General features: G+C 60.7%; 13 protein-coding genes. 7 read left to right on the top strand and 6 right to left on the bottom strand.

The window, feature by feature from the left end:
- Window positions 1-45 precede the first annotated feature (45 nt).
- The 3 genes from IEI94_RS17110 to IEI94_RS17100 all read right to left on the bottom strand — a co-directional run bounded on the left by IEI94_RS17110 (window position 46) and on the right by IEI94_RS17100 (window position 2,434).
- Window positions 46-738, bottom strand: a complete 693-nt coding sequence (locus IEI94_RS17110) for a flagellar motor protein MotB (RefSeq protein ID WP_191168467.1) — start codon at window positions 736-738, stop codon at window positions 46-48.
- Window positions 731-1,546 carry a motility protein A gene (locus IEI94_RS17105; protein WP_191168466.1) on the bottom strand — a complete coding sequence of 272 codons (816 nt, stop codon included), beginning with the start codon at window positions 1,544-1,546 and terminating at the stop codon, window positions 731-733. The genes IEI94_RS17110 and IEI94_RS17105 overlap by 8 nt, the downstream gene beginning before the upstream one ends.
- A gap of 105 nt (window positions 1,547-1,651) precedes the next feature.
- Window positions 1,652-2,434, bottom strand: a complete 783-nt coding sequence (locus IEI94_RS17100) for a glycerophosphoryl diester phosphodiesterase (RefSeq protein ID WP_191168465.1) — start codon at window positions 2,432-2,434, stop codon at window positions 1,652-1,654.
- Window positions 2,435-2,596: 162 nt separating this feature from the next.
- Here IEI94_RS17100 and IEI94_RS17095 point away from each other — a divergent pair, with 162 nt between their 5' ends.
- Together IEI94_RS17095 and IEI94_RS17090 are read left to right on the top strand one after the other, a co-directional pair.
- Window positions 2,597-3,166: a hypothetical protein gene (locus IEI94_RS17095; protein ID WP_191168464.1), complete on the top strand. Its 570-nt coding sequence runs from the start codon at window positions 2,597-2,599 to the stop codon at window positions 3,164-3,166.
- A 62-nt stretch (window positions 3,167-3,228) separates the two neighbouring features.
- Entirely contained in the window at window positions 3,229-4,206 is a 978-nt protein-coding gene (locus tag IEI94_RS17090; protein WP_191168463.1) for an NADPH:quinone reductase, read from the top strand.
- Window positions 4,207-4,285: 79 nt separating this feature from the next.
- Here the strand turns inward: IEI94_RS17090 and IEI94_RS17085 are convergent, their stop codons facing one another.
- Together IEI94_RS17085 and IEI94_RS17080 are read right to left on the bottom strand one after the other, a co-directional pair.
- The gene (locus tag IEI94_RS17085; RefSeq protein WP_191168462.1) at window positions 4,286-5,257 is read right to left on the bottom strand and encodes a 2-hydroxyacid dehydrogenase; all 972 of its coding nucleotides are present in this window, start codon (window positions 5,255-5,257) and stop codon (window positions 4,286-4,288) included.
- A gap of 19 nt (window positions 5,258-5,276) precedes the next feature.
- Entirely contained in the window at window positions 5,277-6,263 is a 987-nt protein-coding gene (locus IEI94_RS17080) for a sugar kinase (RefSeq protein ID WP_191168461.1), read from the bottom strand.
- 428 nt (window positions 6,264-6,691) lie between these two features.
- Between IEI94_RS17080 and IEI94_RS17075 the strand changes: the two genes are divergently transcribed.
- The 4 genes from IEI94_RS17075 (at window position 6,692) to IEI94_RS17060 (ending at window position 10,921) form a co-directional block, all read left to right on the top strand.
- The gene (locus IEI94_RS17075) at window positions 6,692-7,738 is read left to right on the top strand and encodes a substrate-binding domain-containing protein (protein ID WP_191168460.1); all 1,047 of its coding nucleotides are present in this window, start codon (window positions 6,692-6,694) and stop codon (window positions 7,736-7,738) included.
- Between the two features lie 173 nt (window positions 7,739-7,911).
- On the top strand, window positions 7,912-8,958 hold the full coding sequence (locus tag IEI94_RS17070) for a TRAP transporter substrate-binding protein (RefSeq protein ID WP_191168459.1): 1,047 nt from the start codon (window positions 7,912-7,914) through the stop codon (window positions 8,956-8,958).
- A gap of 65 nt (window positions 8,959-9,023) precedes the next feature.
- Window positions 9,024-10,331 (top strand): TRAP transporter large permease, encoded by a 1,308-nt coding sequence (locus IEI94_RS17065; protein WP_191168458.1) that lies wholly within the window; start codon window positions 9,024-9,026, stop codon window positions 10,329-10,331.
- A 2-nt stretch (window positions 10,332-10,333) separates the two neighbouring features.
- Window positions 10,334-10,921 carry a TRAP transporter small permease gene (locus tag IEI94_RS17060; protein ID WP_191168457.1) on the top strand — a complete coding sequence of 196 codons (588 nt, stop codon included), beginning with the start codon at window positions 10,334-10,336 and terminating at the stop codon, window positions 10,919-10,921.
- Window positions 10,922-10,951: 30 nt separating this feature from the next.
- On the opposite strand, the gene IEI94_RS17055 is transcribed toward IEI94_RS17060, so the two are convergent.
- The gene (locus IEI94_RS17055; protein ID WP_191168456.1) at window positions 10,952-11,848 is read right to left on the bottom strand and encodes a MurR/RpiR family transcriptional regulator; all 897 of its coding nucleotides are present in this window, start codon (window positions 11,846-11,848) and stop codon (window positions 10,952-10,954) included.
- 238 nt (window positions 11,849-12,086) lie between these two features.
- On the opposite strand from IEI94_RS17055, the gene IEI94_RS17050 reads away from it, so the two are divergent.
- The gene (locus IEI94_RS17050; protein WP_191168455.1) at window positions 12,087-12,881 is read left to right on the top strand and encodes an enoyl-CoA hydratase/isomerase family protein; all 795 of its coding nucleotides are present in this window, start codon (window positions 12,087-12,089) and stop codon (window positions 12,879-12,881) included.
- The last annotated feature ends 2 nt before the right edge of the window (window positions 12,882-12,883 follow it).

Raw genomic sequence — 12,883 nt, 5'->3', positions numbered from 1 at the left:
GAAAACTGCCTGCACTCGCCGACTTTTCGTACAGAGCCTGATTGCCTAGCGGATCGGCCCCTCATGCAGCACCAGCTCGACCCGCCGGTTGGCGGCGCGCCCCTCGGCGCTCGCGTTGCTCTCCAGCGGCTGGGTGTCGGCGTAGCCAATGGCGCGCAGCCGTGATTCGGGGATGTCTTGCTCCTGCAGGTAGCGCACCACGGCGATGGCGCGTGCGCCGGAGAGCTCCCAGTTGGAAGGGAAACGCGGCGTGGCGATCGGCACGTCGTCGGTATGCCCCTCCACCGAGATGCGCCCGTCGAAGGCCAGCAGGGTGCCGAGCAAGCTCTCCAGCACTTGGCGGCCGTCGCCGGTGAGCTCGGCCTGGGCGCTGGCGAATAGCAGGTTGTCGTCGATACGCAGGGTTACCCCCTCGTTGCCCCGGGTCATCGAGACGCCCTCCGGCATCACCCCTTCGAGCTGGGGGAGCAGTCCACTGTGGCGCGGCTGCAAACCGGCACTCAACTGGCCTGTGGCACGCTGGGCCGCCTCGATGGCCGATTCGCTGAGGGTGGAGGCGGTGCCGGCATACTGCTGGCCGCGCTCGCCGAGCCCGTTGCCGGCCAGCGACAGTAGCAGCACGAACAGGGTGATCAGCAGCGTCAACACGTCGAGGTAGCTGATCAGCCAGCTCTCGCCATCACCGTCGCCGCCGTTACCCGGCAGCAGGTCCTGATGGCTATTGCGGATATCAGGCATTTTGACCGGCCTCGTCGTCATCGCGGCGCGATACGCTGGGGTCGTTGATCTCGTCGTGGAAATTGGCCATGAAGGAGTTGAGCGTCTCCTCGATGAAGGATGGCAGGCGCCGTTTGGTGATCAGCGAGATACCCTCGAGCACCATGTTCATGGCGATCAGCCGCTCCTCGGTGCGCCGTTCGAGCTTCACGGCGATAGGCTTGAACACCAAGTTGGCGAGCAGGATGCCGTAGAAGGTGGTGAGCAGCGCCACCGCCATGCGCGGGCCGATTACGCCGACGTCGCCGGCTTCCATCACCTCGAGCATGTTCACCAGGCCGACCAGGGTGCCGATCATGCCGAAGGCTGGCGCATAGGTGGCCATGGTGCGGAAAATCTGTGCCTCGGCGTGCTCGCGGGCCTTGAGGCGGGCGATACGCCAGCGCAGCAGGTCGATGATCTCCTGCTCCTTGGTATTGGCGATCACCAGTTGGATGCCGGTGCGCAGAAAGGGGTTGCGGGTATGCTCCAGCGCTTCCTCTACGGCCTGCACATTGCCCTGGAACCACAGCCGCGACATCTCCACCAGCTCCTTGATATCGTCCCGGGCGTAGGTGTTCTCGCGGCGAAAGACGATGCCCACCAGGCGTGTGACGCGCACCACTTCGCGTAGCGGATAGCTGATAAAGGTGGCGGCCAGGGTGCCGGTGATGACGATGGCGAGCCCCGGCAGGTTGACAAAGCTGGCCGGCGACTCGGCGGTAAACAGCAGTACGCTGGCCAGCAGCAGGATGCTGGCGAGGATGCCAATAAGCGTAGAGGGATTCATAAGGCTCCTGGCCGAGTGTGTGCGTCGGGGTTATCCGAGCTATCGGCTGGGAGCGGGTCGGCTTGAGTCTTGTAAGGCGCTTACTTGATCTGGATCAAGTCGCAGTTAAAGCGGTACCGCTGCGGCGGATTCGGGTAGATGGTGCCGGTACAGCGCCGGGTCATCGCTGATCACGCCGTCGACGCCCCAGTCCCACTGCGGTGTAAACGCGATCGGGTCGTTGGGGGTATAGCAGAACAGCGCATAGCCGGCGTCCTTGATCTCCCGGGCGCGCTTCTCTTTCAGCTTGCGCCAGTCGACGTGCAGGCTAAAGGCGCGCAGCGCCTCGGCGTCCCGCCGCCACTCCCGCGGCACCTTCTCGTAGAGCAATCCGATGCGCAGCTGCTCGGGGTCTGGCTGGGCATCACGGGCGGCGTTTAGCGCTGCGCGGTTGAATGAGGAGACGATCAAACGTTCGGCGGGCAGCGCGGCGAGTGCCTTGGGCATGGCGGCCTCGACCAGCGTCAGCGGATCGCGGCCGCGGTTGACCTTGAGTTCCAGGTTGACGCCCATCTCCAGCTCATTGAGCAGTGCCAGCATCTCGTCGAGAGTGGCCATGCGCTCGTCGGCGAAATGGCGGCTGAACCAGCTGCCCACATCCAACGCCTTGGCCCGTTCGAGGTCGAGCTTGGCCAGCTTGCCGCGGCTGTTGGAGCAGCGCCTCACGCCGTTGTCGTGCCAGACCACCGGGGTGCCGTCGCCGAGCAACTGTACGTCGATCTCCACCCAGTCGCAGCCGATCTGTTTGGCGGCGCGCACGGCGCTCAGGGTGTTCTCCGGCAGGTGCGCCGACAGCCCGCGGTGGGCGATGGTGCGCGGGAGACCGTTGACGGTAGTGGCGTATGACATGCGCGAGCCCCTCGATGATGGTCCAGTAACACTATATCTGCAGTATGACAGTCAAATGACAGAGGCCCCAGGCGGCGAGGCGTGATAACGCTGAATATGCTAGGCTGCGCGGCTTTGGGCGCCCCAGCAAAGAGCGCCTGGTGAGGAAACAAGGGTGGTCAGATGAAAGTCTTGCATGTCACCGATGTCGCCAAGCGCGACGCCTGTATGGCGCGGTTGTGCGCCGAGCATTTCGGTCAGTCGGCGGGGCTGACGCCGCTGGTGACCTTTACCGGTACCCGGCGGGTGCTGTTCGCCGAGGAGGCGGCGCGGCTGCTGGCCCTGGTCGACAACAAAGGTGTGCCCCAGGCGCTGGCGCTGCTGGTGCTCGATGAGGCCGGTGAGGGCATGACCCTGACGCTGTCCTGCTGCCTTGGCGAAGATGCCGAACCCGAGCGGCGCTTGATTGCCGAGTTGGCGCTCAAGGCGCCGCTGCGGGTCGATGCCAGCGATGCCGAGCAGGAAGCCTTCTATCGGCGCTGTGGTATCACGCGCTGGTTTGGCGGCGAGCAGGGGGCGCGGATTGGATTGGCGACAGCACACCCGGCGACCCAACTGCCGGCGTTGTCAGCCACGCTGACGGTGGACGAACCGCAGATATTGCGCCGCTTCAAGCATGATCCCAAGGCCTTCGAAGAGGAGAAGCGTCGCTTCATCGAGGGCCTCAACGGATTCCCGGCGTCGTTGACTTGACCGGTGCATGAAACAGCGTTTGGATAGCGTGACATCCCGTTAGCTATCTAAGGAAGTATTCCATGGTCAAGCGTATCCAGTTTGCCAAGACCGGTGGCCCCGAGGTTCTCGAGCTCGTCGAGGTGGAGCCCAAGGCGCCCGGCGCCGGAGAGGTCCAGATCCGCAATCAGGCCGTCGGCCTCAACTTCATCGATATCTACTTCCGCACCGGGCTCTATCCGGCGCCATCGATGCCTTCTGGCCTGGGCACCGAAGGTGCCGGGGTAGTCGAAGCGCTGGGCGAGGGCGTTACCCATCTCAAGGTCGGTGACCGCGTCGCCTACGCCCAGGGCCCGCTGGGCTCCTACTCCGAGGTGCACACCCTGCCGGCCGCCAAGGTCGCGGTGCTGCCCGATGGGATCGACTGCGATACCGCCGCGGCCAGCATGCTCAAGGGCCTGACCGTGCAGTACCTGATGCGCCAGACCTATGAATTGAAGGGCGGCGAGACGATCCTGTGGCACGCCGCCGCCGGTGGCGTGGGCTCGATCGCCTGCCAGTGGGCGCGTGAGCTGGGCGTCAAGCTGATCGGCACCGTCAGCTCGCCGGAAAAGGCCGAGCTGGCCAAGAAGAATGGCGCCTGGGCGACCATCGACTACACCAAGGAGAACGTCGTCGAGCGGGTCAAGGAGCTGACCGACGGTGCGATGTGCGACGTGGTCTACGACTCGGTGGGCAAGGATACCTGGGAGACCTCGCTGGACTGCCTCAAGCCGCGGGCGCTGATGGTCAGCTTCGGCAACGCCTCGGGCGCGGTGGAGGGGGTCAATATCGGCATCCTCAACCAGAAGGGCTCGCTGTTCGTGACTCGCCCCAGCCTCAACGGCTACGCCGACACCCGCGAGCGCTTCGAGGCGATGTGCAGCGATCTGTTCGGCATGCTCGTGAGTGGCAAGATCAAGGTCGACATCGCCCAGCGCTTCGCACTGGAAGAGGCCGGCAAGGCGCAACAGGCTCTGGCCAGCCGCAAGACCACCGGCTCGACCATTCTGCTGCCCTGAGCCTTTCGCTAAAGCAGCCCGCGGCGCCCGCCTTTCAGGCGGGCGCTTTGGTATAAAGGTGCGCTTATCGCGGTGGGAATCAGCGGGCGTCAGGGTTGACCGGACTGATCGGACTCTTACCCTTTAATGCCAGAGTAATGTTGTCTACGGCGCGCTGAGCCATGGCGGTACGCGTCTCATGGGTGGCCGAGCCAATGTGCGGTAAGGCGACGACATTATCCATGTGCGGCAGAGGTGATGTAGGGTCCAGGGGCTCCTGCGCGAAGACATCGAGTCCTGCAGCATGAATCTCGCCTTTTTCCAGGGCGGCGATCAGCGCCCCTTCGTCGACGACCTTGCCACGTGCGATATTGATGAAGATCGCCGATGACTTCATCTTTGCGAACTCTCGACCGCCGATCAGGTGATGCGTCTCTTTGGTGAGCGGAACCGTCACGCAGACGAAATCCGACTCGGCGAGCAAGTCGTCGAGCTGCCGGTGCTCAGCGCCGAGTTCTTTCTCCAGTGCTGGCTTAGGCGACGCGCAGGCATAACGTACATTCATATCGAAGCCCAATGCACCGCGCCGGGCAACGGCGGCACCGATGCGGCCGAAGCCGATCATTCCGAGGGTTTTTCCGTGGACGTCGCTACCGAACTGGGCTGGGCCGATACTGGTGTCCCAGTCGCCGCGCTTGACATAGTTGGCGAGTTCCACGACGCGCCGGGCGGTGGCCATGATGAGTGTGAAACCCGTATCGGCAGTGGTCTCGGTGAGCACGTCGGGGGTGTTGCACAGCAGGATGCCACGGCGCGTCAGCTCCTCGACGGGATAGTTGTCGTAGCCTACCGAGATACTGGCGATGACCTCGAGATGAGGTGCGTTGTCGAGCAGTTCTGGTGTGATGGCAACGCTCGAGCCTATCAAGCCATGGGCCTGCGCAAGAGCGGCACGGAAAGTCGGGTCACTGCTATCGGCGCAGCGAGCGAGGTCGATAACGTCGAAGTCACGCTTCAGCGCGTCGAGTTGATGGGTGTTGAGACGGCCATAGGCAAGGATACGCTTTCTCATGGTCAACTCCGGTAACGGATCACGTGCTGAGGGAAGACAGGTCAGCTTCTATCGCTGCGAGTCGCTGGCGGTCGGGGAGTCCTTCCATGTCGCCTACGACCTGAATGGCTTCGGCGCCGATCAAGTTGCCACGGCGCACCGCCTGTATCGGGGAGCACCCTTCCAGCAAGGCACTGATCACCCCCACCGCAAAAGCGTCACCGGCACCGACGGTATCCACCACCTTGCTGACCTCAAGGCCAGGGAGTGTGAAGCTTGTGTCCTGGCCTGCTAGATGTCCGCGATAGTAACTCCCCTCTGAGCCAAGTTTGATGATCACCGCCTTGGCGCCGCGCTCGAGATAGAAATCGGCAATAGCATGTGGCGTTTGCTTGCCACTCAGCAGGCGTCCTTCGGCGAGCCCCGGCAGGACCCAGTCCGCCTTGGCGGCCAGCGCGTTGAGGGTTTCGCGCATCTCCGCTTCGCTGGGCCATAGGCTGGGGCGCAAATTGGGATCGAAGGAGATGCTGGCGCCGGCAATACGCGCCTGCTCGAGCATGTGCCAAGAGAGTTCGCGACAGCTCGGCGAGAGTGCGGGAGGAATGCCCGTTGCGTGTAAATGGCGCAAGGCCGAGAAATTGATGGTTGCGGCATCAATGGGCGACATCTTGCGAGCGGCGCTATGCTGGCGGAAATACTCGATCCGCGGGTCACTGCCACCTTCAGCCCGCTCTTTGAACACCAAGCCGGTGGGATGATCGTCGTCATGACGCAGATGGCGGCAGTCCAGTCCTTCGCTCTCCAGTGCGCGTTGGACATAGTCGCCGAAGCTGTCGTTGCCCACCCGGCTCAACCAGCCGACCCGAAAGCCCAGCCTGGCGAGGCCTATCGCGACATTGTTGTCGGCGCCAGCGAGACGGCGCTGAAAGTGCTGAACCTCGCTCAGTGGTCCCGGAGAATTGGCAACGAACATGGCCATGGCCTCACCGAAGGCGAGAATCTCAGGAGGAAGGGGGGCGGTGGACATTGGCGACTCCTGGGTCCTGGGCGCCCATGTGGCTGAGAGGCGGTTGGCAATCGGTCAGCGGCAGTTGATGGGCGAGATCATGGATAATGAAAATGTGAACGTTCCCATCTTAGTCACTTTCAAAAAGGTACGGCAATGCTGGCCGCTTATACTTAGGTCAAAGGCCGTTTCGTTTCCTTGATGAGGATGCTGTGAGGCCGCGTCAGTCACTATCCATATTCCGCTATAGCCCCGATATAGTGGGATATTCTGTATATCAAGCTGTTGGCTATCTTGATGCTGCCGTCACTGCTTACTGTGACTCGTGTGGTACATGTGGTGATCGGTATCGTTTTCAATATACGACTTATGTCTAGCGTTCTATACGTTGCAAGGCCAGTTTTGGGGATCTAGGTTGAAAACGTTCCCATTGATTAGCGAGCGTCAGCGTGTCCGTCGATTCCAGCCCCAGGCAGCGTGCCACTATTCTCGAGGTCGCCGAGGTGGCAGGCGTCTCCAAGACCAGCGTTTCGCGCTACTTTGGTACTGAGCGCAAGCGCTTGTCGCGCAGCATGCAGTCGCGCATTGCCGCTGCTGCGGAGCGCCTCGATTATCACCCCAACCAGATTGCTCGAGGCCTCAAAGGTGGCAGTTCCAAGCTGCTCGGTATGCTGGTCGCCGATATTCGTAATCGTTTTTCGGTGGAGGTGCTGCACGGCGCCGAGCAGGCCTGCCGTGATAATGGTTTCTCGTTAATGGTGTGCAATACCGATAACGATCCACAGTTGGAGCGTGAGCATTTGGCACTGCTGGCCGCCTACCGGGTGGAAGGGCTACTGATTAACTCTACTGGTCAGCTCAGTCAGGAACTGCAGACACTGTCTCGTCAGGGAATCCCGCTAGTGCTGCTTGATCGAGTGCTTAGCGACTTCGATGCTGACCTAGTCGGTATCGATAACAATGCGGCCATCGATACTGCCATGGACCATCTCCAGCAACAGGGTTACCGACAGGTCCTATATATAAGCGAGCCGCCTGCCCAGACCAGCACACGTCAGGCGCGACTGGAGCGCTTCCGCTACCGCCTGCTGCTCGATGAATGGCATGGCCAGGCCCTTTGCCTGCGGCTTGACGAACAGCAAGGGCCGCTCATCGAGTCGCTTAAGACCTTTCTAGACGCATCGAATCAGGGCGGCGGTAAAGCGGTGTTATGCGCCAACGGTAACGTCACGCTGGCCGTGACGCGAGCTCTCAAGTCGCTGGCAGTGCCATTGGGAGAGGTTGGGTTAATCGGTATCGATGAGCTTGATTGGTGTGCCTTGGTGGGGCCTGGAATCACCACGGTCGCCCAACCCACCGACGCTATCGGTCGCACTGCTGTAGAGAGCCTACTGCAGCGGTTGGACAAGGCGTCGAGCGTGGTTCAGGCGCGGCATATCCATTACCAACCACGTCTGATCGAGCGCGGCTCGACGCGCCTCGTGCCTCCTGCATGAGGTTCGGTTAGCCAGCTCCCGTGGGGGCGTTGGCCGGGCTGGGAAGCCGGGCCTCATGGCCATCGAAGGTTCGATGGCCGCCAAGAAGGACGCCTAGTGCATGCGCTGAGCGCTGCTGCTCGGGCCATGCGTACATCACCTAGACACAATAATAACGTTCTGGAGACATAGCCATGAAAAAGCTACCAATGACAGCCTTCATCGCTTCGGCCAGCATGATATTCGGTATCAGCAGCCAGGCCCAAGCGGAATCCATCGAAGCAACCATCGCCGTGGCGCCACCGGATTATGTGAATGCCGCGGCAGAGGCCTTCAAGTCCTATGTGGAGAGTGCTACCGACGGCGAGATCGAGGTACGTATTGTGCTTCACGATGCGCTGGGTGGCGATCGAGAGGCGATTGATCAGATGCGCCTTGGTGAACTGGAGTTCAACTTCGCAGGGGGCGGCGGGCTGGCTGGTGTGTTGCCTGATGTCCAGATGTATAACTGGCCGTTTCTGTTCCCCAATCGCTCTGTGTTCTATGAGTTGATGCTCGATGAGGATTACGCGACTTTCGTACGCGAGTGGTTCCTCGATAAGTCGGGCGGCACCCTGCGTTTCTTTACTGGTGGTGAAAACTCGCTGCGCCATTTCTATTCAACCCGTGGCCCAGTGTTTACGCCTTCCGATATGGAAGATCTGAGTATCGACATGCGAACCCGTGAACTGCGGCTCGACCAGGACTTGTTCGCTGCACTGGGCGCTTCATCGATTGTTGCGCTGTCAGCACCCGAGCGCTATGAGGCATTGCAGACGGGACTGATCCATGCCACTGAAGGCGGTCTTGCCTCGGCCCAGGCGGCAGGCCTGATGGAGGTGCTTGAGCACGTTACCCTCACTGGCCATGCCTATGATTACTTCATGCTGATGGGTAACCAGGAGTTCTACGACTCCCTTGAGCCGGCACACCAGCAGGCCATCGACGAGGCCGCCCAGCTGATGGCGTGGGTAAACAATGGTTACGCTATCGCTGAGGAAAATCAGGTCCTGGTGGAAATCCAGGAGATGGGCATCGAAGTGGCTGTGCCGAATGCCGAACAGCTGGAAGAGTGGCAGTCGGTTGCTTCACCGGTTGCCGAGGATGTGATGGCTGAGCTGGTCGATGAAGAGTTCATCGAGGTAACCCAGGAAGCCATCGAACGCGTCTCGACTCGGATCGACAACCGCAAGACTCAGTAATCGGTAACATCTAGGGTGGGGTCTGGGCCCCGCCCTAGCATCGTTTTATCTTTCGGCCAGGAGGCATGTTCACCATGCTTGTGGTGTATTTTATTTCTGCACTTCTGGTGCTGATTCTGCTAGGAACGCCAATTTTTGCCGCAATGGGTATGGCGTCCCTGCTGCATTATCTGGACCTAGGTCGTGACAGTGCCGCTATCGTGCTGATGCAGCGCTTGTTCAGTGGAGTCTCGAGTTTCACGTTACTGGCTGTGCCGATGTTTCTGCTGGCTGGTGAAATCATGGGGCGCGGCGGCTTAACCAATCGTATCATCTCGCTGGCTAAAGCCTGCGTGGGGCATTTTCGCGGCGGTCTGGCGCAAGTCAATATCCTCTCCAGTGTCTTCTTCGGTGGTATTTCCGGCTCGGCCCATGCCGACGTGGCGGCCATCGGTTCTGTACTGATCCCCTCGATGAAGCGTGAAGGGTATCCTCCCGGTTTCGCCGGTGCTTTGACGGCGGTCTCGGGAACGCTTTCACCGATGATTCCGCCAAGTATCGTGCTGATCATTTACGGGTCTACGTTCGGCGTCTCGATCGGAGCCCTGTTCGCCGCTGGATTGAGCATAGCCGCGGTACTCGCCACTACTTATATGGTGTTGACCTGGTTCCTAGTTCGTAATAATCCTGATATTCCGCATCATCCCCGGGTGACGCGTCAAGAGTTTCTGCAGACACTGAAAGAGGCCTTGCCGGCGCTAGGGCTGCCAGTGGTGATCCTTGGCGGTATCTTCCTGGGAATTTTCACCGCTACTGAGGCAGCGGGCGTGGCGGTGACCTACAGTTTGTTGATCACGCTGTTCTATTACCGTTCGATCCGTTTCGTCGAACTGCCGAAGATCCTTTACAAGACTGGTTTGACGACCGCTGCGATTGTCATCCTAGTTGGCGTGGCCGTGTCATTCTCTCATGTGATCGTAGACCGCAATGTCCCTGAGGTGATCAGTGGGGTGATTCTCGAGCTGACCGGTAGCCATCTGGCAATCATTTTCCTGCTATTAATGGTGATGATAGTGGCCGGGATGTTCGTTGATCGCACTGCCAATATTCTGCTGTTCGGCGGGATTCTGATCCCCATCTTTACTCAGGAGATCGGCTTTAGCCCCGTACATACCGCGATGATCATCGTCATGGCGTTGGGCATTGGCCATATGACCCCACCGGTGGGCGGCACCCTTCTGACCACCTCGCTGGTGGGGCGTATGTCGATCGTTGAGATCACTCGCTATGTGTGGCCCTATATTATCCTCGAGATAGCCGTCACGCTGCTGGTGGTATTCGTTGCGCCACTTAGCGAGTTCCTCCCACGTCTATTAGGTTTCGGAGGCCTGTGATCATGAGCGAGACGCCCCCTTCACTCCGTCCCGGGCCCTTGAAAGCACTCAAGGCGCTGTTCGATTTCTACGACTGGTTAAGCGGGCTACTCAACCGCCTGCTGGGCTGGGCGCTGACCGCTGCGGTCGCATTGATGTTCATTGTCATCATGACGCAAGTGCTGCTGCGTTATGTGTTTGGCGTTCCGCTGTTCTGGGTTCCGGAACTGGCTGGCTATCTGCTAGCTTTCCTAGCGCTATGCGGTTCGAGTATTTGCATTCGTGAGCGTATGCACGTCAAGGTCACGGTGCTCTATGCATTACTACCGAATTGGTTGCGGCATTTGGTTATCATCTTCGTTTATGCAGTGGTGGCCTATTATGCGTGGGCAATCATGTATTTTGGGCTGATGTTTGCTGAACTTGGGCGCATCGAATATAGCCCCAGCGGTACATTCAACCTCTACTGGATTAGGTATTCGTTGGTGATTGGTGGTGCGCTGATACTCATTCAGTCTGTCAACGTCATACTGCGCGAGTGGGGGATATTGATGGGGCTCTACGAGGAGAGCCACTCTTATGCCAGAGCCCTGACAGCTGATGAGGAGTAGCAGTCAGGGCTTCATTGCTCGCAAAGCCATTCATTCTAGGTCGATATAGGCGCCCAGCTCGCGCATCCGCGACTCGAAGCGGGTGACGTTGTCGACCAGCGCTTCCGGGCCGTAGGCCACGCACTCGGCAAGGATCGCCTCGATCAGGGTGATCGCCGAGAGGATCGACGGGAAGAAGTGCGGCGTGGCGGTGGCGATATTGAAGGTCACCGCCGCTCCCGGCACCAGCGGCGAGCGCAGGGTGTCAGTGACCACGATGGCCTCGACGCCGTTGGCTCTGGTCACCTCCAGAGCTCTGACGGTTTCGGCGCAGTAGGGGTCGAAGCCGAAGGCCACCACCACATCTCCCTCCCCGAAGTTGGCTAGCTCGGTGAGCAGCCCCCCCTCCTGACCGCGAATCAGCTGCACGTTGGGCATCGCGATGCGCCCCACGTAGGCGAAGTGGTAGGCGCAGGCGAAGGCGTCGCGAAAACCCACTACGGCGACCTTTTCGGCGGCCAGCAAGCGTTCGGCGGCATCGCGGACCTTGGGCTGCATATCGGCGGTGAATAGGCGCCCGATATTGTCGAAGGCGGTATCTCCCACGTCGACGAAGACCTGGTCATCGCCATCGGCCAGCGCCTTGAGGCTCGAGGCGCGCCCCGACAGCTCGATGGGCCCGGCCTGAACCGCCGACTGGAATATCTCGCGGAACTGCTCGTAGCTGTCGAAGCCGAGCCGTTTGGCCAGGCGCATCAGCGTTGATGGCGTGACGTCGGCGGCGCTGGCCGACTTGCGAATCGACTGAAAGGCGATCTCCACCGGTTGGTCCAGCACATAGCGCGCCGCCAGCTTGAGCTGCGGGCTGAGTTCGGCATAGTGCTCGGCGAGTGCCTGATTGACATCATCCAAGGTGGTGATGTGAGCGTGGGCGTTGTCCTGCGTCATCGCGACCTCGTTGTTATCCGGCTGGCCGGGTCTCGGTGTCTGGCGCGGCATTGTAGCGCATCAGGGTGGGCAGGAGTGTCACAAATGGTTCGGTACAAATAGCCTTGTGATACGAACGTGTTGACAAGGCTTGGTATTCGACTTTAGCATGCTGATGATACATATGTGTCATATGGCATGGCTTTGTGACACTTACGTGCTGTTTGTTATTCATTCAGGCACCCGCCGAGGAGAACCGATGCGCCGTCCCACCTACGAGACCCTGACCGTCGAGTCGCGAGACGCGGTCACGATCATCCGCTTCAACCGTCCCCACCGCCTTAATGCGGTGATCGAAGCGCTCTACCGTGAGCTGCTGTTGGCGCTAGCCGAGGCGGAGCGCGATCCCAAGGTGCGAGCGGTGATCCTCACGGGGGAGGGGCGTGCGTTCTGCGTGGGCGCCGATATGAAGGAGCACGGCGGGGCGGCGCGTACTCTCTACCAGCGGCGTCAGTATCTGCAGCTGGGCAATGACGTCTGCGAAGCGATCCTGCGCCTCGAAAAGCCGGTGATCGCTGCGGTCAACGGCTATGCGCTGGGCGCCGGTGCCGAGATGGCGGTGGCCTGCGATTTCATCGTGATGGCCGACGAGGCACAGCTGGGGTTCCCCGAAACCGGCATCGGCACCTGCGTCGGCGGTGGCGTCTCCAAGCTGCTGCCGCAGCTGGTCGGGCTGAGCATGGCACGCCAGCTGCTGTTTACCGGCAAACGCATCGACGGTGAACAGGCTACCCACATCGGCCTGGCGACCGACCACTGGCCGGTCGCTTCGCTGCTCAGTGAAGCCGAGCGGCTGGCGCAGACGCTGGCCACGCAGGCGCCGGTGTCGATGGCGATGCTCAAGCGGCTGGTCAACCAGGCCAGCGAGACGGGGCTCGAGAGCCAGCTGCAGCAGGAGCTGGATGCGGTCTTTACCTGCTCCACCACCGACGACTGGCAGGAGGGCGTCGACGCCTTTGCCGAGAAGCGTACTCCGCACTTCAAGGGGAAATGAGC

It is taken from the genome of Halomonas sp. ML-15, assembly GCF_014779595.1.
Lineage (GTDB): Bacteria > Pseudomonadota > Gammaproteobacteria > Pseudomonadales > Halomonadaceae > Franzmannia.
This window is presented reverse-complemented; position numbering and strand designations above follow the sequence as displayed.